Here is a 23,024-nt window from a genome sequence, read left to right as displayed (position 1 = left end):
GGCGGCATGGGGCATATCAGTACCAGGTGGGGCCGAGCACCCACGTTCCCTTCGCGCTGCGGGTGGCCGGCAGGGTGCCGGTGCGGCGGGCCGCGACCAGTTCCCAGGACCGGAGGAAGCCCCGCACCGTCGTGCCGGACCCGACTCCGTCACCGGCTTCCAGGGTGGCCTCGATCTCCGCGTGTCCGGCGCGGAAGCGCCCCGTCGGGCGGATGCCGAAGACGGCGGCCGTGCCCGGCCGCCCGGTTTCCAGCACGGCGCGCGTGGTCGGGTCGATCAGTCCGAGTGTCTGCTTGTGGTCGAGCAGCAGCCGTCGGGTGTCCGCCTCGTCCAGACCGTCCGCGAGCGCGACCTCGCCGTTGACGGGCCGCAGTCCGTCGACGACGCCGACGTGCACGGGGAGGAACGAACCGCGCACCGCCCGGTTCGGCTCCGACAGCTGGACGCCGGTGATCTCGGCGGTCGTGCCGTCGGGCATCCGTACCGTGAGCGAGCAGACGGGGTGGGTGTCCGAGGCCCCGCCGCCCCGGCACTCCAGCAGCACCGCGATCCGGGCGTCCGGGTTCCGGCCGCCCCGTCCGGTGCCCAGCCGGCCCGCGAGGTCGGACAACGGCCCGCTCCACTGCTCGGCGAACCGGCGGATGTGTTCCCGGGGGTCGTACGGGCCCGGCGGGGTGCGGTCGCGCAGCTCCATGACCACCAGCGTCCAGAGGAGAGCCGCTGCTCCGCCCGCGATCACGGCGAGCATGCCGAGGACGATCGTCAGGGCGAGCTCCACCGGGTGTTCCTCCCATCGGGGCGGGCGCGACGACCCTAGCACCGGGTGTCATCCGCCCGGCAGCCCCGAAGGCACGGGGAGCGCCCCGCACCGCGGCGCTCCCCGTACCGGGCCAGCGTCAGGGGGTCGGCGGGGCCGCGTCGACCTCGGCGAACCAGGCGTCGGCGATCAGCCGGTGGCCGAGGGGGGTCGGGTGGACCCCGTCCGGGGCCAGTTCCGCAGCGCCCTCGTCCTCGGCGGCGCGGGGCAGCACGAGATCCGCGCGGACCACCAGGGCGTTGTGGGCGAGCGCGGTGCGCAGGACGGCGTCGGTGCGGGGGGCCAGGTCCTCGAACCAGTCCTCCTGGCCCGGGGCGACGGGGAGCAGGAAGGGGGTGATGACCACCAGCCGTGCGGACAGCCTGCGTTCCGTCTCCGTGAGCAGCCGGTCCAGGCACGCCTCGAACTCGTCGACCGGGCTGAGGAGTTCCTGGTCGTAACGCCGCCAGGTGTCGTTGATGCCGATCTTGACCGTGACCACGGTGGGCCGGTGGTCGATGACGTCGGTGGTCCAGCGGGGTTCGAGGTCATACACCCGGTGACCGCTGATGCCCCGGTTGATGACGGTGGGGCCCGGTCCGGTGCCCGCCCGGTCGCGCAGGGTCCTGGCGATCCCGTGGACGTATCCGTCGCCGAGCGACGCCGGGTCCGTGCGGTCGCGGCCCGAGTCGGTGATGGAGTCACCGATGAACAGGAGTGTGTCCTTCTCCGTGATGCGCATGTCTGTCGTCTACCGTCCTGGCGTCGGGGTGTTGGGGTGGGAAGCGTTCGTCCGTGCCGCGGCCCGGGTCCGGTGGGCCGCCACGCGGCGCAGTGTCGTGGTCTCGCGCGCCAGTACGGCGGGGTCGGCGCCGGGCACGAACTCCAGGAGTGCCTGGGGCCGGGTGCCCCGTCGGTGCAGCAGGTCGAAGACCCCGGTCCACAGGTCCTCGCGCTCGGCCAGCTCCAGGCGGTGGTTGCCCGGCCACCAGGAGAAGACGTGCACCGCGCAGACCCGGTCGACGAGTGCGGCGAGCCCGGCCAGCGCCTCGCCGTCGGGGGCGTCCAGCGGTGGCTGCCAGTAGGTGCGGAGGTTGTCCGCGCCCACCTCGTCCAGCAGCCGGATCGTCGAGGCGACGGTGTCGGTGAGGGTCTTCGAGTGGAACTCCAGGCCGAGTTCCAGTCCGTGGTCCGCGGCGATCCGGGCGGCCTCCCGCAGACCGGACGTGGTCTCCCGCCGTTCCTGGGGGGTGGTCGCGTCCGATCCGGTGCCGCCCGCCCAGACCCGTATCCGGGGTGCGCCGAGGAGGACGGCGGCACGGACGGTCGCCGGGAAGTCGTCCCTCTCGCCGGGGGTGGCGCGGTAGTACGAGCCGTACGAGCAGCAGGTGAGCCCGTACCGTTCGGAGGCGTCGCGGACGGCGCGGACCGTGTCGGGCTCCGTCCAGGGGGCGTGCACGTCCGCTCCCCACTCGACCAGGTCGAGCCCGGCGTCCGCGGCGCGGCGCGCGACCTCGTCGGCGGACAGCTGCCGGAAGGTGACCGAGCACAGTCCCAGCCCGCTCATCGGGCCGCCCGGCCGGGTCGGGACGCGACGCGTCGCACCGGGCTGCTTCTTCTCATGGTCACTGCTTCCCTCTCCGTGCCCGCCCTGCGGCGGTTCTTCCATGGTCGCGCACGGCTCGCCCGCCGGGCCGTGCGACGTCGGGTTCCGGGTGGTCCGGGAAGGGAGATGGCCCGCCCCCGAGCGGGCCGCCTCGCCGGTGTTCCGGTCATCCGTTCCGGGTCGTCCCGGGTCCGCTCACGCCGCGTTCGGTCCCACGTCCGCGGTGGTGAGGGGGTGGCGCAGGGCGGGCTGGGTCGCGTACTCGTCGGCGCCGATGTCCCGGGTGCTGCCGCGCTGGTCGCCGTCGATGTCGTCGGCCACGGTCGTGCCGGTCAGGGTGGCCGCACCGATCGCCGGGCTGCCCGCCGACAGCCGGAACACCCCGTCCGGGCCCGCCACCAGCTTCGGATCGGCCCGGGTGAAGCCGCCGGACGGGATGTTGCCGTTGGCGGCCGCGCCCCACAGCATGTTGGTCTGCCAGGTGAAGTTGGTGGTCGCCCCCATCTCGACGAGGCTGCCGGTGTCGCCGACGAGCAGGTTGTCGGCGATGACGACGTCCCGGGGCTCGTACGTCCGGTTGGTCTCGCCCGAGAGCATCTTGGCGTTGTCGACCAGGGTGTTGTGCACGATGACCGCGCGGTCGCAGGCGTCGTTGCCGCGCCGCTCCTCCTGGGTCTCGCCCGAGTTGTGGTCGCGGGTGGTGCCGCTGCCGACGACCAGGGCCCGCTCGGACAGTCCGGCGAGGTAGTTGTTGACGACCACGTGGTCGTTGCCGTAGAGCCGCACGCCCTCCTCGCCGCCGATCAGGTAATTTCCCTCCACCCGGGAGCGGTTGCCGTGGCGCAGCACGATCCCGCCGCGGCTGTCGCGGATGGTGTTGTACCGGATGGTGTTGTCGGAGGACTTCACCGAGATGGCCTCGGGGTCGCCGTTGGCGCGCTCGAACAGGTTGTACTCCACGACCGCGTTCGCTGCGGACAGTGCCCGTCCGCTGACGCCGAGGCGGACGCACTCGCCGCCGTTGTCCCCGGAGAAGCTGTGGTCGGAGAAGTAGTTCCGGAAGATGTGGGTCCGCTGGGCCATGTCGGTCGAGCCGGGGCCGTCGACGATCAGGAAGATGCCCGTGGTGGTCTTGTTGTGGAAGTGGTTGCGGTCGACCTTCGTGTCGTTCGCCCGCACGACGACCCAGTACGGGTCACCGGTGTCCGCGTGCTGGAAGTCGTTGCGGGTCAGCCGGATCGAGGAGCAGCTCTCCGGGATCTCCAGCGTGGTGCTCTGCCGGAAGGCGAAGCCGCTGATGACGATGTTGCTCGAGTTGGCGAGGACGAAGCCGCGTTCGCCGCGCAGGACCGCGCCGCCGCGGCTCTTGGACACGATGGTGATGGGCGCCGCACTGGTGCCGTTCTTGCCGGAGATGTTGATCGCGCCGCCGGCCGGAACGGTGTAGGTGCCGTCGGCCACGATGATCCGGTCGCCGGGGGCGGCGTCGTTGATCGCTTTCTGGAGATCGGCCAGAGTACTGACGGACCTGTCGGTCGCCGAAGCGTCGACCGACATCGAGGTGCCGAGGGGTACGGCGGCGAGGGCCGCCACCGCGGTTCCCCTGAGGAACGTGCGTCGTTGCATGGTGCCTCCTGATAGCGACAAGGAACATGACCGGGCCGATCCGTACAGCCCCCGCGGCTGGACGTGCCGGACGACCGGGAGCGGGGCGGGCGGCCCGGTCCGGGCCGCCCGCCCTCCGGCGGTTCTCAGCGGGCGTGGGGGCCGACGTCGGCCGGGGTCAGCGGCTTGTTCCTGGGGGCCTTGTCCGAGTACTCGTCGGCGCCCACGTCCCGGAGCCGGCCGCGCGGGTGCCCGTCGATGTCGTGGGTGACCGGCGGCTTCCTGAGGGTGCCGGCGCCGATCGCCGGGCTGCCCGCCGACAGCCGGGCGACGCCGTCCGGGCCCGTCACCAGCTTCGGGTCGACGCGGGTGAAGCCGTCGGCCGGAATGTTGCCGTCGGTGGCCGCGCCCCACAGGATGTTGCCGGACCAGGCGAACCGTACGGTGTTCGCCATCGCGACCAGTTCGCCCGTGTCCGCGACGAACAGGTTGTCGGCGACGGTGACGTCCCTCGGTTCGTGCGGGCGGTGGCTCTCCCCGGAGAGCGTTCCGTTGTTGTTCACAAGGGTGTTGTACGCGATGAGGACCCGGTCCGGCGCGTCATTGCCCCGGCGCGCTTCGGGTGTCTCGCCGGGCAGGTGGTCGCGCTCCGAACCGCTGCCGATCACCAGGGCGCGGCCCGACAGCCCGTTGAGGTGGTTGTTGACGATCACGTGGTCGTTGCCGTAGACCCGCATCCCTTCCGTGCCGCCGAGCAGGTGGTTGCCCTCCACCCGGGTGCGGTTGCCGTGGCGCAGGACGATGCCGCCGAAGCTGTCGCGGATGGTGTTGTACCGGATGGTGTTGTCGGAGGACTTCACCGAGATGGCCTCGGGGTCGCCGTTGGCGCGCTCGAACAGGTTGTACTCCACGACCGCGTGGGCGCTGGACAGGGCGCGGGGGCTGACGCCGAGCCGGATCGGCTCGCCGCCGTTGGACCCGGTGAAGCTGTGGTCGGAGAAGTGATTCCGGTACACGTGGACGCGCTGGGCCATCTCCTCGGTGCCCGCGCCCTCGATGCCGAGGTAGATGCCGAGGGTGCTCTTGTGGTGGAAGTGGTTGTGGTCGACCGTGCTGTCGTCCGCGCGCACCATCACCCAGTGCAGGCCCTCGATGTCGGCGAGCTGGAAGTCGTTGCGGGTGAGCCTGATGTGGGAGCAGGTCTCGGGGATCTCCAGGGTGGTGCTCTGGCGGAAGGAGAAGCCGCTGAGAGTGATGTGGCTGGACCGGTCGAGGACGAAGCTGTGGGGTCCGTCGAGGATGACGCCGCCCGGGGTCCGGGCGGCGACGGTGATGGGCGCGCGCCCGCTGCCCTGCTTGTCCCGGATGGTGAGGGGCCGGTCCGGCGGGACGGTGTACCGGCCGTCGGCCACGACGATCCGGTCACCGGGCCGTGCCCGGTCGATCGCGGCCTGGAGCTCGTCCAGCGAACCGACCGCGGCCGGGGCGGCGCTCGCGCTCGCGGTGAGGAGCCCGCCGGTGGGGACGGCGACCAGCGCTGCCCCTGCCGCGGTACCCATGAGGAACGTGCGGCGTTGCATGATGCCTCCGTGAGTGTGGTGATGGACCGACCGGGACGGGAGCCGGCTCAGTCGTCGGCCCGGTCGTCCGGGGTGTCGAGGAACAGCTCGATGACGGGTACGGGGGTGTCGGGGCGCTGGACGGGGATCTTCAGGGTGAGCGTGCCGGCGGGCTGCCCGCCCATCTCCGTGTTGAGCGCGGGCCGGTCGGGGTCGATCCGGACCCGGATGATCTCCGACGCGTCGTTCAGCAGCTGGGCGTAGCGCACCCGGCCGGCGAGTCCGGGCAGGTGCAGATGGCCCAGCGGCCAGGCGAACAGGTGGACGTAGAGCCGGTTGCCGCGCTGGGTGTACCGGCAGTCGGCGGGTGCGGTGTACGGGGACGGGCCGCAGCCGCGGACGGACCGCTCGTGCAGGTCCATCCACCGGCCGATCCCGTCGAGGACGGCGACGGCGCGCGGGTCGAGGTCGCCGCGGCCGTCGGGTCCCACGTTGAGCAGCAGGTTGCCGCCCTTGGAGACGCCGTCGACGAGCATCCGGATCAGCAGGTCGGCGCTCTTGTGGTCGAGGTTGTCACGGTCGTAGCCCCAGCTCCCGTTGAGGGTCTGGCACGCCTCCCACAGCACGGGCCGGCCGTTCTCGGTCATGGGCCCCGAGGGCTGGTACTGCTCGGGGGTGACGAAGTCGCCGGGCAGGCCGGTCCGGTCGTTGACCAGGATGTGCGGCTGGAGTTCGCGGACCGTCTCCAGGAGCTTTCGGGAGTCCCAGTCGTCGGGGCCCTTGCCTCCCCACCAGATCCGGCCCTCGTAGGAGAAGTCGAAGAACAGGTAGTCGATGCGTCCGAAGGACGTCAGCAGTTCCCGGACCTGACCGTGCAGGTAGCGCTGGTAGTCGCGGATGTCGCGGTCGGCGTGGGCGGCCTTGAACTCCTCGTCGTTGCGCTGCGGGTGGGTGCCGTCCACGGGGAAGGAGGGGTGGTGCCAGTCGATCAGCGAGTAGTAGAAGCCGACCTTGAGTCCTTCGGCGCGGCACGCCTCGACGAACGGGCCGAGGAGGTCGCGGCCGTGGGGTGTGTTGGTGACCTTGTACTCGGTGAGGGCGCTGTCCCACAGGCAGAAGCCGTCGTGGTGCTTGGTGGTCAGGACGACGTAGCGCATGCCCGCCGCCCTGGCGGCCCTGGCCCACCGGACCGGGTCGTAGCGGTCGGGGTCGAAGTGGTCGAAGTAGAGCTGGTACTGCTCGTCGGTCAGTTCCTCCCGGTTCTTGACCCACTCGTGCCGGGCGGCCAGGGAGTACAGGCCCCAGTGGACGAACATGCCGAACCGGTCGGTGGTGAACCAGGTCGTCTCCGGGCTCCCGGCGGGGGCCGGGGCGGCGGTCGCGGGCGGGGCCACCGAGGGGGTGTCGGCGCTCGGGGTCATGGGGGCATCGCTCCTTGTCGTCGATGTCCGCCGGCACTGCCGGCGCGTCGGCCGGTGTGGCCGGGAGGGGGTGTCGTACGGGTGGTTCGGGGCGGGCCGGCCGTCGGTCCTCGATGGCCGGCCCGCTCGGCGAGGGGCGCCGGGCGCTGTCCGGTCAGCCCTTCAGGGCGCCGGAGGACAGGCCGTGGACGAAGGAACGCTGGAAGAACAGGAAGACGATCACGGAGGGGAGCAGGGCCAGCAGGGACGCGGCCATCACCACCCCGGGCGTGACGGCGGGGTCGACCCGCAGGGTTCGCAGCGCCAGCGGGAGCGTGTAGGAGGAGGAGTCGGTGGAGACCAGGAGGGGCAGCAGGTACTGGTCCCAGATCATGGTGAAGCCGAAGACTCCGATGACCCCGAGCGCCGGCTTGCACATCGGCATGATGATCTGCGCGAAGATGCGCAGGTCCCCGGCGCCGTCGATCCGTGCGGCCTCCTCCAGTTCCTTGGGCACGTCCTTCATGAACTCGGTCATCACGAGGATGGAGAATCCCCATGCGCCCAGCGGGACGATCATTCCGGCCAGGGTGCCGATGAGGTTGAAGTGGACCACCGGCAGGTCCGCGAGGATCACGGACAGCGGGAGGGCCAGGATCTCCTCGGGCAGCATGAGCGTGGCCAGGATGGCGACGAGCACCAGTGTCATCCCGGGGAAGATCTTCCTGGCCAGCGCGTAGCCGGCGAGGACGGAGACGGCCACCTGGAGCAGCAGTCCGAAGCCGACCACGAAGAACGAGTTCAGCAGGTACGCGAGCACGCCCTGGTCGAAGGCGATCCTGAAGTTGTCCAGGGTCGCGCCCGAGGGGATGACGCTCAGCTGGGTGGGGTCCTTGACGTGGCCGAAGGCGCTGACCAGCAGGGCCAGCAGGGGGCCCGCGAAGACGATCAGTACCAGCAGGTAGGTGACGGCCTTCAGGATCCGTCCGCCCGGGCTCCTGCTCTCGGTCAGGCCGAGGGCCGTCTCGGTCGGCGCGTTCATTTGCTCTCCCTCCGTCGCAACAGGTGGACGGCGATGGTCAGGATCAGCGTGGCGACGAAGAGCAGGACGGCTCCCGCCGCGCCCACGCCGAGCCGGTTCTGCTCCAGCCCCAGCTTGTAGATCAGGGTCATCACGACTTCGGTGGAGCCGTCGGGTCCGCCGTTGGTGAGGAGGAACACCTCGGTGAAGACGCGCAGTCCGCGGATCGCGGCGAGGATGAACAGGATCGAGAACACCGATCGCAGTCCGGGCACCGTCACGTGCCACACCCGCTGGAACCTGGACGCGCCGTCGACCTTCGCGGCCTCGTACAGGCCGCGGTCCACGCTCGTGAGTCCGGCGAGGAAGATCATCATGTCGTAGGGGGCGCCGCGCCAGATGCCGGTGACCATGATGGAGGCCATCGACGAGTCGGGGTCGTTGATGAACCCCGAGGGGCCGAATCCCACCAGGCCGAGGAGGGAGTTGAGCATGCCGTCCCCGGTCGGGTGGTACATGATCCGCCACAGCTCGGCGACGACCGCGATCGGTACCACCACCGGCAGGAACGCCGCGGAGCGCACGAACCCGAGGCGGCGGCCCTGCCCTTCCATCAGCAGGGCGAGCACGAGGCCGAGGAGCATCGAGCCGGCGGTCTGTCCGGCGGCGAGGACGACGGTGTGCCACGCCGCCTCGCGGAAGCCGTCGGACTGGAGCACCGTGGAGTAGTTCTCGGTGCCGACCCACTTGTTGCCGAGGTAGGGCTGTACTTCCTGGAAGGACATGGTCAGCGCGCTGGCCATGGGGATGAACTTGAAGTACAGGAAGAGCAGCAGTGCGGGGGCCAGGAACAGCCAGGGCGTCCACCACCGGCCGCCCCGGCCGCTGCGCCCGCGGCGGCCGGTGGCGGTCTTGCCGGCCGGGCCGCCCGTGGTCCGGGCGGCGGGGCCGGCCGCCGGGAGGGCGGCCGGATCCGCCTGGTCAAGACTCATGACGCGGCGATTCCCTGTTCCTTGAGGATGTCGGCGAGCTGCTTGTCGAGCTCGCCGAGCTTGGTGTCGACGTCCAGGCCGCAGTCGGCCATCAGGGCGTTGACGGTCTCGGCCGTGGTCTGCCGCACGGGGGTCCAGTTCGGGATGGACGGGGCGTACCGGCCGGAGTTCTGGTACACCTCGGCGTAGGTCGTCCAGCGGGGGTCGGGGCGGACCTCGGAGATTTTCACCGTCTTGTTGACGGGCAGCTGGACGGTGAAGCCGGTCTCGCCCTGCATGCCGGTCTTCTGGCCCTCGGCGGAGATGGCGAAGTCGGCGAAGGCGTCCTGGCCCGCCATGTTCTCGGAGCCGGCCATGAGGTAGACGGAGCCGCCCTCGGCGAGGACGGTGGCGTCCTTCGGGCCCTTGGGCATCGGCACGACCTCGTACTTGTCCTTGCCGAGCGTCTCGTCGAAGCGGGGCAGCAGGTACGGGCCGACGACGAACATCCCGGTCCGGCCCGCCTCGAACGTCTCGTTCGTGGGCGGGGTCTCCATGGTCACGGCGCCGGGCTGGACGACCTTGTCCTTGCAGCCGAGGTCGCGGAACCACTTCACCGCCTCGACCGACTCCTTCGTGGCCATCGCGGGCTTGTACTTGCCGTCCCCGGCACCGGCGATGAAGTCACCGCCCGCGGCCCAGAGGAAGTTGGAGAAGTACCAGGAGGCGTATCCGCGCTTGGTGGACAGGGGCGCGGCGAGGCCGTAGGTGTTCTTCTTGCCGTCGCCGTCGGGGTCCTTCTCGGTGAATGCCTTGGCCATCGCGGCGAAGTCGTCCCAGCTGCCGGGGACCTGGAGCTTCAGCTTCTCCCGCCAGTCCTTGCGGATGAGCAGTGCGGACGCCTGCGCCGAGTACGGCAGACCGTACTGCTTGCCGTCCACGCTCTTGCCGGAGTCCAGCCCCTGGCCGACGACCTGTCCGCTGTTCTTGAGCTTGCCCAGGTCGATCTCCCGCAGCAGGCCCTGGCTATGCATGGCGCCGAGCTGCGTCACGTCGTTCATGACGATGTCGGGGAGCTTCTTCTGAGCGGCCCGCTGCTGCAGCTTGGTCTCGAAGTCGTCGAAGATCGCCGTGACTTGCACCTTGTAGCCGGTGGCCTTCTCGAAGGCGGCGGCGAGCCGGAGCGCCCCCTTCTCCCCCGGTCCGCCCGGGGTCGTCCTGGTCCACAGTTCGAGGGGGGCCTTGGGATCCTGCTTGGCGTCCACTCCCGCAGGCCCTGATGTACAGCTGGTGAGGACCAGTGCCGAAGCGAGAACACCCGCACCGATCCACCGCGATCTCTGCATGACAACTCCTGTTTCGACGCATCACAGCTGGCCTGGAAAGCGCTTGCTCGGGACGCTAACGGGGTCCGAATCCACGGTCAATAGTCCGATGAATACAAAAATTTAGCCGAAGTCCGCAAGACCCCCGGCATGATCCTCCCCCCGCCCCCCACCTCCGGCCCGGCACCCTCATGAAGCGGCCACGCATCCCGAGGTATTGCCTGATGGGGCGGCAGTACGGGGCCTTGAGGAACCAGCCACTCCGTTTTGCGGCGATCATGCACACCCACGACGATCCATGGGGCCCCGAACCGAAGGCGACTAAGCTTCACCTGAGGGGCTTTGCAGTCATCCGATGTATCGTGCTGCAAGCGCGTCGGCCGAGGTACTGAACAAGCCACGCCAATCCTCGACATCCAGTCAGACATTTCCCCACACGCCCGACCGGGGTCGTGGGTCGATTCGCTGACGTTCCGTCAGCGGAAGAGCTGAGGAGCGTACGACATGAACGAGCCGACCACCGGACCGACGGCACTGCTGGTCATGGAGGAGGAGCGCAGGGCCGACGTCTACCCCGACGAGGTGCTGACCGGGATCGGCCGGCTCGCGCGCTGGCAGGGGCCGCCCCTCACCCGGGAGCGGCTCGACGAGGACCCCGGGGTGCTGCGGGAGGTCGAGGTCCTGTTCACCGGCTGGGGCGCGCCCGTCCTCGACGCCGCGTTCCTGTCGCACGCCCCCCGGCTCGAGGCGGTGCTCGTCGCGGCGGGTTCCGTGCGGCACCTGACCACACCGGAGTTCTGGGCCCGCGACATCCCGATCGTCTCGGCGGCGGCCGCCAACGCCATCCCGGTGGCGGAGTTCTCCCTCGCCCAGATCCTCCTGGGGCTGAAGCAGGTCCACCGCATCAGCCGGGAGGTGTCGAACAGCCGGAGCTTCCCCCACAACCCGAAGGTCCCCGGCGGCTACCGGTCGCGCGTGGGGCTGCTGGGGCTCGGGCACATCGGCCGCCTCGTCGCGTCCCACCTCGCCCGCTTCGACGTGGAGGTCCTCGCCACGGACCCCGTCGCCCCGGCGGACACCGCCCGGCGGGCGGGCGTACGGCTCGTCGGCATCGAGGAGCTCTTCGCCACCTGCCAGGTGGTGAGCCTGCACGCCCCGCTCCTGCCCGAGACCCGCGGCATGATCGGGGCGCGGCTGCTGAACTCCATGGCGCACGGCGCGACGCTGATCAACACCGCGCGCGGCGCGCTCGTGGACGAGCCGGCCGCGGCAGAGGTGCTGCGGGCCAGGCCCGACCTCACCGCCGTCCTCGACGTCACGCACCCGGAACCCCCTTCCCCCGACTCACCGCTGTTCGCCCTGCCCAATGTCATCCTGACGCCCCACCTGGGCGGTGCCGTCGGGGCCGAACGCAACCGCCTCGGGCAGCTCGTCCTCGACGAACTGGGCCGTTTCGTACGGGAGGAGCCCCTCCAGCACGCCATCGATCCCGCCCGTGCCGCGTCCCTGGCCTGAGCCGGACGGGAGACCCCGAGGGCGCCGCACCGGAACGATCCGGTGCGGCGCCCTCGGCGTTCCCGGCGCGGGACCGGTCGGTGCGCGTGTCGGGAAAAGGTAGCCGACCACCGTCGGCCGGGGCGGCCTCCGGCCGGTCTCAGTCCGCCGCGGGGTCGAGCTTCCGCAACTCCGCGAGGGCCTCGGTCGCCCTCATGTGCCAGAGGGCCGCGGGGAGCTGCAGTTCGTCGGCGCGCTCGTCCTCCGGCACGCAGACGAGCCGGTTGCCCTCGGCGAACGAGGTCAGCAGCCCACGCAGGCTCTCCTCGCCGTACGGATCGGGATACGGGGGCAGTTCCAGGCTGTCCGCCAGGGTCTTCCGCATCGCCTCGCAGTGACGCAGGAGTTCCTCCTCGGCGCCGCCGAACATCTCCTTCGCCGGGTTCCGGGAGAGCTGGACCTCGTAGCGCCGCAGGATCTCCCGGCCGTCGTCGTACCAGGCCGCCACCCGGGCGCGGGTGGCCGGGTCCGATCGCGGCGACTGGAACGGCGGAGGAAACCGGGGCGAGCCGAAGACCTCGTCCATGGTGTTGGGGGCTCCGCGAGGCCGCCCAGGGGGTCGTAGACGTAGAACGCGGGAAGTATGCAGAGCCCCAGCCAGAAGGCGCGGACGGTCCGCGACCCCCGGCGTATCCCGGGCCGAGGTGCGGGCACCGCCGGGGCCGGGTCGGTCAGGGTCGCCCGGACGCCACCGGGTGCGAGGGGCCCGGCGGGTCCGCCCGGCGGCCGGCCGGTGGGGCGTTTCACCTTCCGCGGCCTCACCGCGCTGCCCGTGGCCACGATCAGGGGAACGGTCGGATAGGTCAGGGAGAGGACCGTCCTCGACGGCACCGCGTCGAGCCGCAGCCAGGAGACCACGCAGTGGATGAGCGTGACGTGCGCCCCGAGGAACAGCATGAACTGCGTCTTCGTGCCGCCGCGGTCCACGGCCGGGGGCCGGACGAGCGACTCGTACCGTTGCGTCCAGGAGGGGTGGGTACGCAATGGCCGTGCCGCCCGGCGCGCAGCGGCCACCATCCACCCGCCCCTGCGGGCCGGCGGGCGCCGGGCCGACCAGACCTCGGGATCGGCACCGCACGCCACGGCGTCGTGGTCGGCGACGAGTTCCCGGTGCCGGAGGATGTCGGCCCGCGCCAGTTGGGTCTGCGCCACCAGTGCGACGCCGAGCACCAGCTCGCCGGGGCCGGGCGCGGCCCCCTCCCAGTAGAGGCGTCCCGGCCCGAGCACCCGGTCCTGGACGATGAGCAGGCCGTGGACGCCGAGGCAGGGGATCAGCACCATGGCCAGGAAGGTCCGCCAGAGCGCCACGGTGAGGTAGGCCAGGTCCACGTCGCGATTGCGGATGTGGGCCAGTTCGTGCAGCACCACGGCCTCGAACCTGCGCGGGTCCGTCGTCCGGCACACCAGCAGTCCCGCGTGCAGGCAGACGGTGTACCGCTGGGCACGGCCGAAGACCACGGCACCGGCGGAGAGCGCCCCGGGGCGGACGACGAAGTCCGGGGCGCGGAAGAGACCGGCCCGGCGCACCAGCAGGGCCAGGTGCGCCGGGAGGGAGTCCGGGACACCGCCGTCGGTCCCCGTCCCGGCCCGGTCCGCCGTGCCCTCCCGGCCGGGCCCGGCCGGGGCGGCCTCCCGGCCCGGCCGGCCCTCCTGCCGGTGGACCCCGTCCGGCATCCGGCGGCGCACCGCCGTCCCGTCGGCGCCGGGCACCTCGGGGAGCCGGCCGCCCCGCCGCTTCCAGCGGGGCAGCCACCAGTACAGCGTCAGGGCGGTCGCGACGACGGCCGCGGTGTACAGCAGCGCGATGTACACCGCGGTCTCGGCCGCGTCGGACCGGCAGCCGACGACGTCCCGGTGGAAGCGGACGGCGAGCCCGACCCACCAGGCCGGTGCGTCCGGGTCGACGCCGCTGCTCCGCACGCATCGCGGGAGGGCGACGGCGGCGTCGACGGTCAGCACCGTCCGGCTGATCAGGGCCGTGCAGGAGGCCAGCAGGACCAGGACCAGCAGCAGGAAGCGCCGCGTCGCCGCGCGTCCGGCCAGATCGCGGGTCTCGACGGAAGCCATCCCGGTACCTCCCCCGTCACTCCGGGTCCGGCCGCTCCCCGGTGCCGTCCCCCTGCGGTCCGGCGGGTTCCTTCCCGGCCGGCCGGGAGACCACCGCGTCGGCCGGCCCCTCGGCCGCGGCGCCGTCGAGCCCGCCGGCCATCGCCCGCTCCTGTACCCGCCCGTGAACGGCCCGGAACCGGCCGGGGTTCAGGGCGGCCGGCTCGTGTTCCGAAGCGGTCTCCGGGCGGCACAGGACCCTGAACGGTCCCGTCCGCGTCCGGGCCGGCGGACCGTCCGCCACGGCACCGGCCCCTTTGGCGGCGAACTCGTCCGGCACCAGCCGCACCACCGGTGTGATCAGGGCGGCGACCCCGGTGGGTCCGAAGCCGAGCGGATCCTCCCGGACCGTCCGGCCGGCGAACACGGCGCCGACCCGCTCGCCGTCGGCGGACTCCAGGGAGTCGAGCAGCACCAGTGGCTGCGGGGCCTTCTCCGTCACCACATCGCGCACGACCGCACGTAGCCTCTCCCCCATGCGGCCAGGCTATCGAGCCACCCTTGTCGTGTACACGCGGTTCACGGGCACTGCTTCGCGACCGGGACCCATCCCCTTCGACCGCGTTCCCGGTCGCCACGGCGGATCCGGGGGTGCTCCGCCGCCGACCGGGCCGGAAGGCCGAATCGATTCGGGCACCGTACCGGCCAAAAGGCAGCAACTCCGACAATTCTTCCCCCTGTCACCGTGACAGCTCGGTCACAGGGATGTCCCGGCTGCGTCCTGACCTGCTGCTGGCCGAAATTCGATGGTTAACCTGATCCGGCTCCGAGGGCATGCCCGCGAAGTCCCATACGCAAAGCGGACGGGACTCCTCGGACGCACCCGGGCGCCCACCGCGCCCGGTGCGCCGGGCATCGACATCGCAGGAAGACGGGGACGAAACCATGATCCGGGACAACGCGTCACGCCGACAGGTGATGAAGCTGGCAGGCAAGGGCCTGGGACTGGCACTGCTCGGCGCGGGTGTGTGGGGCTGCACGCCGGAGGAGGAACCCGGCGGCACCACGCGCGAGCCGGGCGGCGGCAAGGGCGAGGGCTCCTTCACCACCCCGCCGCCGAACACCGCGCCCGAGGCCCTGTGGCAGGGCACGACGACGAACAACTCCCTGTCCGGCAACCACGCCCTGACCGTGGTCGGCGGCATCGTCCTCGTCTCCGGCGACCCCCTGGTGGGCCGCGACCTCGCCACCGGCAAGGAGGTGTGGTCCCGCAAGGGCGTCACCACTCCCGGCGCCAACATGCTCATCGGCGGCGGCACCCTCTACCTGGCCAGCGCCGAGTACGACGGGAACGTCGTCGGCCTGGACCCGGCCACCGGCAAGGAGACCTGGCGCAGCCACCTGGGCACCGAGTACTCCCAGCCCCGTCCGATCGCCGCGGACGACAACCACGTGTACGTCCTCGCGGGCATCCTCGACAAGGACTTCCGGACGCCGGACAACGTGATCGCCGCGATCGACACCACCAGCGGCAAGGTCGTCTGGCGCGAGCAGCGCGACCACGGCACGGAGGAGACCGGCGTCACCGCGAAGGCCGTCGGCCGCCGTCTCGTCTACACCGACTTCCGCGAGAACCTCACCGTCCGCGACACCGCGACCGGACAGCAGACGTGGACGAAGAAGATCGGCCGGTCCAACAACCTCGACTTCGTCGTCCACGACGATCTGGTCGTCATCGCCAACGGCCGCCATCTGCGCGCCTTCGGCCTGGCCGACGGAAAGGAGCGCTGGTCGCTGGCCTCCGAGGAGTTCAGCCGGTTCAACGACCCGGCGCTGCTGGACGGGGTCCTCTACGCCTCCGACACCGTGCACGGCCTGTGGGCGATCGAGCCCGCGACCGGGAAGAAGGTCTGGCACAACAAGGGTTCGCTGGACGTCGCCTACCCGTGGCAGTTCGCCAAGGTGGGCAACACCCTCTACGGGGCGACGGAGTTCGACGACAACGGCGGCATCCACGCCTTCGACGCCGCCGACGGGAAACTGCGCTGGACCTACAACGACGGCTCCAAGGACATCCAGAAGTGGTACCTGGCGTCCGAGGGCAACCGGCTGGCGGCCCTGCACGCGAAGCGGCTGACCGGCCTGCCGGCCGTGTGACCCCCGGCCCGCCCGGGGTTTTTCGTTCGGATCCGGCCCGATCCGAACGAAAGACCCTACGTCCCGAGGAAATCGCGCACCTGCTGGGAGACGCCGTCGTCCCCCAGCAGGTCGTTGTGCCCGACGCAGCCCGCGTCGTGGTTGACCGCGCCGTTCAGCAGGACGCTGCTGTCCGGGTCGATGATCTCGTCGCATCCGGACCACCAGGTGGCGTACCGGACGGCGCCCGGTGTCTCGTCGCCCTCGGCCAGCCGGTCCTGGACGTACGAGCCCGGGGTCATGTCACGGCACGCCTGGTCCAGCAGGGCGCACACCCAGGCCAGGGACGTGCCGTGGTTGGGACCGCCCAGGGAGATCCAGTGGGCGACGGTCCCGGTGCCGCCGCCGTACTTGACGTACCAGCGGGTGACGAGGCTGCCGAAGGAGTGCGCGACGACGTCGACCCGGGCCGCGCCGGTCTGCCGGCGGACCTCCTCGACGTACGCGGCGAAGCGGCCGGCGAGCGTCTCGTTGACGGACCGGTGGGTGTCGTAGCCCCAGGAGAAGAGTTCGGCGTCGGTGTATCCCCCGGCCCTGAGGTCGGCCCGGAACGCGCCCCAGACGCCGGGGTCGGCGTTGTAGCCGTGGACGAGGATCACGGGGGCCCGGGCCTCGGCACGGGGCCCGGCGTGCGCCGAAGCGGCCGGGACCAACAGGGCCACCAGGGCGGCCAGCAGCGGGAGCAGTCTTCTGCGCACAGCGGGCACGGCTTCTCCGTCCGACGGGTCATGCGCGGGCGTCGGGAAGCATGATGGGGCCCTCGCGCCCCGATGAACAGGCCCACGCACGGGGCGGATCCCCGGGGCTCCTCGCCAACGTGCCCTACCTCACGGTAACTTGGGGGCGGAAAAGACGGCGGAGGGGGACGGGCCCGTGACCGACCACGATCTCGGTGGCTTCACCCGGGACACGTTCACCCATGACGGCGCCACCCGCCGGACACTGCGCCGGGGCACGGGACCTGCCGTGATCATCATGGCGGAGATCCCCGGCATCACCCCCAAGGTCCTGGAGTTCGCCGAGCGCGTGGCGGCGTCGGGCTGCACGGCCGTGCTCCCGGTGCTCTTCGGCACCCCCGGTCGCGATGCGGACCCCGCCGCCCACGGCTGGACGGGCACCGCCCGCTACACGGCGTCGTCGATGTGGCGGGTGTGCGTGAGCCGGGAGTTCACGGTCCTGGCCACGGGGCGCAGTTCCCGGGTCGTGCGGTGGCTGCGCGCCCTGGCGGCGGCCGAGCACGAACGCTGCGGCGGCCCCGGTGTCGGTGCCGTCGGCATGTGCGTGACCGGTGGCTTCGCCCTGGCCATGGCCACGGACGAGCGGCTCGTCGCCCCGGTGCTCTCCCAGCCGTCGCTGCCGCTCGCCGTCCTCCCGGGCCGTGCGGGCGCCATCGACATCGGCGCCGGGGAACTCGCCGTCGTCCGGCGGCGGTGCGAACGCGAGGGGCTCCAGGTCCTGGGGCTGCGCTTCCGGGGCGACCGGCTGGTGCCCGGGGACCGGTTCGCGTACCTCCGGCGCGAACTGGGCGACGCCTTCGTCGCCGTCGAACTGGACGACGACACCGCGAACCCGGAGGCCGTCCTGCCGCCGCACTCGGTGCTGACGGAGCATCTCGTCGACGAGCCCGGCCAGCCCACCCGGCAGGCGCTGGACACGGTCCTGGACCTGTTCCGCACCCGGCTGCTCGGGGAGCGGCCCGGCACCACCGGCTGACGAAGCCCGCCCCCGGGCGGTGTTCCGAAGACCCCGCCCGGCCGGGCCCACCCGGCCCACGACTTCCGGCAACGGCCCCGGCGAACGCTCCCGCGGGTTCGGTGTCGCCGTTGTGACATGTCACAACGGCGACACCGGGAAGCCGTGACAGCCCTTCCGGCTCTGACTGATTCTTTCGGACAGCGTGTATCCAGTCGTGTCGAAGAAGGGTTGGAAAAATGAGACGTGCCCGCCTCCTGGCGGCAGCACCGACGGCCTTGTTGCTGACCGCGGGCGCAGTGGCACCGGTCTCCGCCGATTCCCCGGCGCAGGGCCGCCCCGTCCGCTCGGCCCCGGCGGACCCGGGAGCCACGGTGCGGCTGATCACGGGTGACCGGGTGACCGTCAGTGCCGGTCCCGACGGCAAGAAGGTCGCCTCCGTCCAGCCCGGTCCCGGCCGCAGGAACATCGTCTTCCGGACCACGGAGGAGAACGGCGCCCTGTCCGTCCTGCCCTCCGACGCCATCACCCCGATCTTCTCGGGGAAGGTCGACCGGCGGCTCTTCGACGTGACCGGGCTGCTCGCGCAGGGTTACGACGAGGCGCACACCGATGCCCTTCCGCTGATCGTCTCCCGGCCGGGCGGTGCGTCGGTCTCCGCCCTCGACTCCCTGTCCGCGCTGAACGACGACGCGACTCCCGTACGCCGGCTGGACAGCATCAACGCCCGTTCGCTGCACATCGGCAACAAGGACCTCGGCCGTTTCTGGCAGCGACTCGCCCACGACTCGGGCAAGTCGCCCTCCGCCCTGGAGGCCACCGACGCCACCGTGTGGCTGGACGGGCGGGTGAGCCCGACGCTCGACCGCAGCACGGCGCAGATCAACGCCCCCGCCGTGTGGGACGCCGGCTACCAGGGCCAGGGCGTCAAGGTCGCCGTCCTGGACACCGGCGCGGACCTCGGCCACCCGGACCTGGCCGGCCGGGCCACGGCCACGAAGGACTTCTCCGGCAGCGCCGGAACCAACGACGCCTTCGGGCACGGCACCCATGTCGCGGCCACGGTCGGCGGCACCGGAGCGGCCTCCGGCGGCAAGCGCAAGGGCGTGGCGCCCCGGTCCGAGCTGATGATCGGCAAGGTCCTCGGGGACGACGGCTACGGCAGCGAGTCCGGCGTGATCGACGGCATGGAGTGGGCGGCGGCCGGCGGCGCCCGGGTCGTCAACATGAGCCTGGGCTCGGACGATCCCACCGACGGCACCGACCCGATGAGCCTCGCGGTGAACAGGCTGACGGAGAGCAGCGGCGCCCTGTTCGTGGTGGCCGCGGGGAACAACGGCGAGCAGGGCAGACAGACCATCGGCTCGCCCGGAGCGGCCGAGGCGGCGCTCACCGTGGGCGCCGTCGACCGCGACGACTCGCTGGCCCCCTTCTCCAGCCGCGGACCGCGCCTGACCGACCGGGTCGCCAAGCCCGACGTCACCGCGCCCGGCGTCGGCATCGTCGCCGCCCGCGCCGCGGGAACCACCATGGGCGACCCGGTGGACGCCGACTACATCGCGGCCTCCGGAACGTCCATGGCCACTCCCCACGTCGCCGGCGCCGCGGCGCTGCTCGCCCAGCAGCACCCGGACTGGGACGCCACGCGCCTCAAGGACGCGCTGGTGAGCACCGCCCGCACGATGTCCGGCCAGCAGGTGACCGAACAGGGCGGCGGACGCGTCGACCTGGCGGCCGCGGCCTTCGGACCGGTCACCGCGACCGGGACCGTGTCGCTCGGCTCCTTCGTGACGGGTGAGGCCGGCAAGCGGGACCAGAAGACCACTGTCCGGTACACCAACACCTCCGACGCCGAGATCACCCTCGGCCTGACGCTCCGGCTCGCCACCAGCGGCGGGCGCGAGGTCGCCGAGGGCGCGGTGCGGCTCGGCGCCGACTCGGTCCGCGTCGCCCCCGGCGCCACGGCCGAGGTGCCCCTGCACGTCGACCCGTCGGACCTCCAGCGGGGCGACTACTACGGATACGTGAACGCCTCCACCGCCGACGGCAGGACGACCGTCCACACCACGGTGAGCCTCTCGGTCCGCAGCCCCAAGCACCGGATCACCGTGAACGTCATCGACCACAAGGGGAAGCCCGTGGCCGAACTGCCGACGATCTGGGGCGCCGACGGCTTCGAGAGCTACATCAGCACCAGCCCGGCCGTCGCCGAGGTCGAGGAGGGTACCTACCAGTTCAACTACTCCTCGCTGGACAACGCCGAGGACGGCCAGGAACTGCGCGAGATCGTCCTGCCCGAGGTGAAGGTCACCAAGGACATGACCGTCACCCTGGACGCCCGCAAGACCACCCGGGTGGAGATCCGCACGCCCCGCCCCGCCGAACAGCGCGACATCGTCAGCTACCAGACCTACCGTCAGCTGGACGGCCAGGGCCTGATCCAGGGCACGATGTACTTCGACCTGGCCAAGCGGCTCTACGTCAGCCCCACGGCGAAGGTCACCGAGGGCCGTTTCGAGTTCGCCTCCCGCTGGCAGCTCGTCGCCCCGCTGCTGCGGGCGGAAGTCCCCGGGTCACGGATCGCCCTCGCCCCGTACTACATGCACGACTCCCCCTTGTTCGACCCGAAGGGCACCCGGCTGACCGCCGTCGACGCGGGAACCTTCGAGGCCCCCGATCTGCGCCGGGTCCGCGGCAGGCTCGCGGTCGTCAGGAGCGACGTCACCCATGCCGCGGAACTCGCCCGGGCGGCGTCCGAGGCCGGCGCCGCCGGACTCGCGCTCGTCTTCCCCCGGGGCGACTACTCCTGGAGCCGGTGGACCCCGGACGGCAAGCGCCTTCCCCTGCCCACCATCAACCTGCGCGCGGCCGAGGGCGACGCCCTGCTGGAACGCGTCGAGCACCGCAGGACCTCGGTGGCGTTCTCCGGCACCGCCAGGAGTCCGTACCTGTACGACGTGATGCAGGTGTCCGAGGGCCGCGTCCCCGACCGCGTCGTGCACACCGTCTCGGACCGCAACAGCGCCGTCGTCGATTCCACGTACACCGATGTCAGCGGCGTCTCCTGGGCGAGCGAGCAGCGCTTCGGCAGCCGCCCCTACCAGGACTTCTTCTGGAACCAGTACAGCCGGTACGTGCCCACCGGGGCGAAGCGCACCGAGTACGTCAGCGCCGGTGACACCCAGTGGCTGCACGTGGCGAGCAACGGGCTCGCCCGCAACGTCGACGCGCCCCTGCTCCAGGGGATGCGCGACTCCCTGCGGACCTACCGGCCCGGCAGGCAGCCCGCCGACACCTGGTTCGGGGCCGTGGTGCGGCCGTCCGTCCCGATCGGCACCACGACACCGTCCGTGCGCTCCCACGACGTCCTCTCGTTCCGCGTCCCCGAGTTCAACGACTCCGGCACGGGCCACTGGTCGCAGGCCGTGACCGGCGGTTTCGGCACGAGCAGCGGGGAGGACGAGGGCGACACCGTCTCCGTCGGCCTGTTCCGTGACGGCAAGAAGATCGCCGACGCCAAGGACTCCTGGGAGAACTTCGAGGTGGCGCCCGGTAAGGCCGACTACCGGCTGGACGTGTCGGCCTCCCGGGTCTCCCCCGACTGGCGGTTCGGCACGCGTACGCGGACCTCCTGGTCCTTCCGCTCGGACACCACCGCCGAGAAGACGGTGCTCCCGCTGCTCCAGGTCGACTACGACGTACCGGTCGACAGTCACAACACCGTGACCGCGCGGCGCGGTCACACCGTCGGCCTGACCGTCCGCAACCAGGAGGGGCTGCCCGCACCGCGCGGCGTCTCCGTCCGGGTCGCGGTCTCCTACGACGACGGCAGGACCTGGTCGAAGGAGCTCCGGGTCGAGAACCGCGGGCAGAACCGCTTCACGGCCGCCGTCGGCCGGCCGGCCCGGATCCATGGCGACACGTTCGTGACGCTGCGGGTCACGGCGACCGACAGCGCCGGCAACAAGGTCCAGCAGACCGTGGAACGCGCCTACGGGCTCGGCAGGTAGGCGGAAAGGGTCCCGGGGATCCGAGGGGCGGCGGGCACGGAGGTGGTCACATCCTCCGTGCCCGCCGTTTCCCTCTTCCGGTCCGGCCATGTCCGGGGCGTATAGTGCGGTTGCCCACCGGCGGTTGTCCCGGCGAGTCCCTGTCGCCTGCCGTTCCCACCGGGCCGTTCCGTCGCTCGCCGCACGTTCGGCGGGGGCGGAAAGGATCACGATGCTGGAAGCAGTGGGGCTCGCCCCGGCCGAGGAAACCGTGTACCGGCTTCTCGTCACCCTGCTCACCGCCTCGGCGGACGAGATCGCGGAGCAGTCCGGTCTGACGACGGCGGAGGTCGAACGGGTACTGACGGTGCTCACCGCGAAGGGGCTGGTCAGCGCAACGGACCGGGCGCCCCGCAGTTTCGCGGCCACTCCCCCGGACGTCGCCCTGCTGCCGCACCTCCAGAAGCAGTCCGACGCCCTGGACCACGCGCGTCTGGCGGTCACCGATCTGCTGGAGACCTATCGGCGCACCCGGAGGCGCCGGGATCCCGACCAGCTCATCGAAGTGATCACCGGTGCCGAGGCGTTGCGCCAGCACCTGCGCCGGATCCAGGACGACACGCGCCACGAGATGTTGTGGTTCTGCAAGGCCCAGTACGTGGCCATGCCCTCGGGGAGCAACGAGGCCGAGTACGACGCCCTGGCGCGCGGGGTGCGCTACCGCGTCCTGTACGAGCGGGCGTTCTTCGACGACTCGGGCGCCGTCGCCAACGTGGTGCGGGGCATGCGGGCGGGAGAGACGGCCCGTGCGGTCCCGCACCTCCCGCTGCGGCTGGCCATCGCCGACCGGTCCATCGCCATCTGTCCCCTGGTCCCCGGCGGGCCGAGCGGCAGCACCGAGGAGCCCACCACGGCGCTGGTCCGCGGCAGCAGTCTGCTGGAGGCGCTGGTCGCCCTGTTCGAGCGCTACTGGGAGGACGCGGTGCCGCTCCATGTGAGCGAGTCCGGCACGGTCAGCAGCACGGAGGGTTCGTCCGGCAACCACGAACTGTCGGCGACGGACCGCCAGTTGCTCTCGCTCCTCGTGGCGGGCGTCGCGGACAAGGCCATAGCCAGCCAGATGGGGCTCAGCCGGCGCACCGTGCAGCGACGGGTCCAGGCGATGATGGCCCTCGCGGGCGCGACCACCCGGATGCAGCTGGCGTGGCAGGCCGCCCAGCGGAACTGGATGTGCTGAAGGCCGTGCGCACCGGGACGCCCGCCG

18 protein-coding genes are annotated in these 23,024 nt (G+C 71.7%); 5 read left to right on the top strand and 13 right to left on the bottom strand.

Annotated features, from left to right (window positions below):
• Nucleotides 1–16: 16 nt before the first annotated feature.
• The 9 genes from ACFYW1_RS14320 to ACFYW1_RS14280 form a co-directional block, all read right to left on the bottom strand.
• Nucleotides 17–778 (bottom strand): hypothetical protein, encoded by a 762-nt coding sequence (locus ACFYW1_RS14320; protein WP_388991398.1) that lies wholly within the window; start codon nucleotides 776–778, stop codon nucleotides 17–19.
• A gap of 118 nt (nucleotides 779–896) precedes the next feature.
• Complete coding sequence (locus tag ACFYW1_RS14315) at nucleotides 897–1,538, bottom strand: SGNH/GDSL hydrolase family protein (RefSeq protein WP_388991396.1); 642 nt, start codon at nucleotides 1,536–1,538, stop codon at nucleotides 897–899.
• Nucleotides 1,539–1,547: 9 nt separating this feature from the next.
• Entirely contained in the window at nucleotides 1,548–2,363 is an 816-nt protein-coding gene (locus ACFYW1_RS14310; protein WP_388991394.1) for a sugar phosphate isomerase/epimerase family protein, read from the bottom strand.
• A gap of 234 nt (nucleotides 2,364–2,597) precedes the next feature.
• Entirely contained in the window at nucleotides 2,598–4,028 is a 1,431-nt protein-coding gene (locus ACFYW1_RS14305) for a chondroitinase-B domain-containing protein (protein WP_388991392.1), read from the bottom strand.
• Nucleotides 4,029–4,153: 125 nt separating this feature from the next.
• The gene (locus ACFYW1_RS14300; RefSeq protein WP_388991390.1) at nucleotides 4,154–5,587 is read right to left on the bottom strand and encodes a polysaccharide lyase 6 family protein; all 1,434 of its coding nucleotides are present in this window, start codon (nucleotides 5,585–5,587) and stop codon (nucleotides 4,154–4,156) included.
• A gap of 47 nt (nucleotides 5,588–5,634) precedes the next feature.
• A complete protein-coding gene (locus ACFYW1_RS14295) occupies nucleotides 5,635–6,987 on the bottom strand; it encodes an alpha-L-fucosidase (protein ID WP_388991388.1) in 1,353 nt (450 codons plus the stop codon).
• A gap of 154 nt (nucleotides 6,988–7,141) precedes the next feature.
• On the bottom strand, nucleotides 7,142–8,008 hold the full coding sequence (locus tag ACFYW1_RS14290) for a carbohydrate ABC transporter permease (protein WP_148838511.1): 867 nt from the start codon (nucleotides 8,006–8,008) through the stop codon (nucleotides 7,142–7,144).
• The gene (locus ACFYW1_RS14285) at nucleotides 8,005–8,979 is read right to left on the bottom strand and encodes a carbohydrate ABC transporter permease (protein WP_388991385.1); all 975 of its coding nucleotides are present in this window, start codon (nucleotides 8,977–8,979) and stop codon (nucleotides 8,005–8,007) included. Before ACFYW1_RS14285 ends, ACFYW1_RS14290 begins: the two co-directional genes overlap by 4 nt.
• Nucleotides 8,976–10,304 (bottom strand): extracellular solute-binding protein, encoded by a 1,329-nt coding sequence (locus ACFYW1_RS14280; protein ID WP_388991383.1) that lies wholly within the window; start codon nucleotides 10,302–10,304, stop codon nucleotides 8,976–8,978. The genes ACFYW1_RS14285 and ACFYW1_RS14280 overlap by 4 nt, the downstream gene beginning before the upstream one ends.
• 483 nt (nucleotides 10,305–10,787) lie before the next feature.
• Here ACFYW1_RS14280 and ACFYW1_RS14275 point away from each other — a divergent pair, with 483 nt between their 5' ends.
• Nucleotides 10,788–11,798, top strand: coding sequence for a hydroxyacid dehydrogenase (locus ACFYW1_RS14275; protein ID WP_388991381.1), 1,011 nt, complete (start codon nucleotides 10,788–10,790; stop codon nucleotides 11,796–11,798).
• A 139-nt stretch (nucleotides 11,799–11,937) separates the two neighbouring features.
• Here ACFYW1_RS14275 and ACFYW1_RS14270 read toward each other — a convergent pair whose 3' ends face one another.
• Genes ACFYW1_RS14270 through ACFYW1_RS14260 form a run of 3 tightly spaced genes read right to left on the bottom strand, consistent with a single transcriptional unit; the run spans nucleotide 11,938 to nucleotide 14,421 of the window.
• Nucleotides 11,938–12,162 (bottom strand): hypothetical protein, encoded by a 225-nt coding sequence (locus ACFYW1_RS14270; RefSeq protein ID WP_388991379.1) that lies wholly within the window; start codon nucleotides 12,160–12,162, stop codon nucleotides 11,938–11,940.
• Entirely contained in the window at nucleotides 12,081–13,904 is a 1,824-nt protein-coding gene (locus ACFYW1_RS14265; RefSeq protein ID WP_388991377.1) for a M48 family metalloprotease, read from the bottom strand. Before ACFYW1_RS14265 ends, ACFYW1_RS14270 begins: the two co-directional genes overlap by 82 nt.
• A 16-nt stretch (nucleotides 13,905–13,920) precedes the next feature.
• Nucleotides 13,921–14,421, bottom strand: coding sequence for a hypothetical protein (locus tag ACFYW1_RS14260; RefSeq protein ID WP_388991374.1), 501 nt, complete (start codon nucleotides 14,419–14,421; stop codon nucleotides 13,921–13,923).
• A gap of 407 nt (nucleotides 14,422–14,828) precedes the next feature.
• Between ACFYW1_RS14260 and ACFYW1_RS14255 the strand changes: the two genes are divergently transcribed.
• On the top strand, nucleotides 14,829–16,040 hold the full coding sequence (locus ACFYW1_RS14255; protein WP_388991372.1) for a PQQ-binding-like beta-propeller repeat protein: 1,212 nt from the start codon (nucleotides 14,829–14,831) through the stop codon (nucleotides 16,038–16,040).
• Nucleotides 16,041–16,096: 56 nt separating this feature from the next.
• Here ACFYW1_RS14255 and ACFYW1_RS14250 read toward each other — a convergent pair whose 3' ends face one another.
• Nucleotides 16,097–16,786, bottom strand: coding sequence for an esterase/lipase family protein (locus tag ACFYW1_RS14250; protein ID WP_388991370.1), 690 nt, complete (start codon nucleotides 16,784–16,786; stop codon nucleotides 16,097–16,099).
• A gap of 166 nt (nucleotides 16,787–16,952) precedes the next feature.
• On the opposite strand from ACFYW1_RS14250, the gene ACFYW1_RS14245 reads away from it, so the two are divergent.
• The 3 genes from ACFYW1_RS14245 to ACFYW1_RS14235 all read left to right on the top strand — a co-directional run bounded on the left by ACFYW1_RS14245 (nucleotide 16,953) and on the right by ACFYW1_RS14235 (nucleotide 22,997).
• Nucleotides 16,953–17,792: a dienelactone hydrolase family protein gene (locus ACFYW1_RS14245; RefSeq protein WP_388991368.1), complete on the top strand. Its 840-nt coding sequence runs from the start codon at nucleotides 16,953–16,955 to the stop codon at nucleotides 17,790–17,792.
• Between the two features lie 218 nt (nucleotides 17,793–18,010).
• Complete coding sequence (locus ACFYW1_RS14240; protein WP_388991366.1) at nucleotides 18,011–21,781, top strand: S8 family peptidase; 3,771 nt, start codon at nucleotides 18,011–18,013, stop codon at nucleotides 21,779–21,781.
• 211 nt (nucleotides 21,782–21,992) lie between these two features.
• A complete protein-coding gene (locus ACFYW1_RS14235) occupies nucleotides 21,993–22,997 on the top strand; it encodes a helix-turn-helix domain-containing protein (protein WP_388991364.1) in 1,005 nt (334 codons plus the stop codon).
• The last annotated feature ends 27 nt before the right edge of the window (nucleotides 22,998–23,024 follow it).

This window comes from Streptomyces sp. NPDC002669 (assembly GCF_042889165.1).
Classification (GTDB): Bacteria; Actinomycetota; Actinomycetes; order Streptomycetales; family Streptomycetaceae; genus Streptomyces.
The sequence above is the reverse complement of the archived record's forward strand: the minus strand, read 5'-3'. Positions and strand labels throughout refer to the sequence as shown.

Excerpts from the sequence above, each read along its gene's own strand:
- ACFYW1_RS14315 (WP_388991396.1), bottom strand. The coding sequence starts at position 1,538 with ATGCGCATCACGGAGAAGGACACACTCCTGTTCATCGGTGACTCCATC.
- ACFYW1_RS14310 (WP_388991394.1), bottom strand. The coding sequence starts at position 2,363 with ATGAGCGGGCTGGGACTGTGCTCGGTCACCTTCCGGCAGCTGTCCGCC.
- ACFYW1_RS14305 (WP_388991392.1), bottom strand. The coding sequence starts at position 4,028 with ATGCAACGACGCACGTTCCTCAGGGGAACCGCGGTGGCGGCCCTCGCC.
- ACFYW1_RS14300 (WP_388991390.1), bottom strand. The coding sequence starts at position 5,587 with ATGCAACGCCGCACGTTCCTCATGGGTACCGCGGCAGGGGCAGCGCTG.
- ACFYW1_RS14295 (WP_388991388.1), bottom strand. The coding sequence starts at position 6,987 with ATGACCCCGAGCGCCGACACCCCCTCGGTGGCCCCGCCCGCGACCGCC.
- ACFYW1_RS14290 (WP_148838511.1), bottom strand. The coding sequence starts at position 8,008 with ATGAACGCGCCGACCGAGACGGCCCTCGGCCTGACCGAGAGCAGGAGC.
- ACFYW1_RS14285 (WP_388991385.1), bottom strand. The coding sequence starts at position 8,979 with ATGAGTCTTGACCAGGCGGATCCGGCCGCCCTCCCGGCGGCCGGCCCC.
- ACFYW1_RS14280 (WP_388991383.1), bottom strand. The coding sequence starts at position 10,304 with ATGCAGAGATCGCGGTGGATCGGTGCGGGTGTTCTCGCTTCGGCACTG.
- ACFYW1_RS14275 (WP_388991381.1), top strand. The coding sequence starts at position 10,788 with ATGAACGAGCCGACCACCGGACCGACGGCACTGCTGGTCATGGAGGAG.
- ACFYW1_RS14270 (WP_388991379.1), bottom strand. The coding sequence starts at position 12,162 with ATGCGGAAGACCCTGGCGGACAGCCTGGAACTGCCCCCGTATCCCGAT.
- ACFYW1_RS14265 (WP_388991377.1), bottom strand. The coding sequence starts at position 13,904 with ATGGCTTCCGTCGAGACCCGCGATCTGGCCGGACGCGCGGCGACGCGG.
- ACFYW1_RS14260 (WP_388991374.1), bottom strand. The coding sequence starts at position 14,421 with ATGGGGGAGAGGCTACGTGCGGTCGTGCGCGATGTGGTGACGGAGAAG.
- ACFYW1_RS14255 (WP_388991372.1), top strand. The coding sequence starts at position 14,829 with ATGATCCGGGACAACGCGTCACGCCGACAGGTGATGAAGCTGGCAGGC.
- ACFYW1_RS14240 (WP_388991366.1), top strand. The coding sequence starts at position 18,011 with ATGAGACGTGCCCGCCTCCTGGCGGCAGCACCGACGGCCTTGTTGCTG.
- ACFYW1_RS14235 (WP_388991364.1), top strand. The coding sequence starts at position 21,993 with ATGCTGGAAGCAGTGGGGCTCGCCCCGGCCGAGGAAACCGTGTACCGG.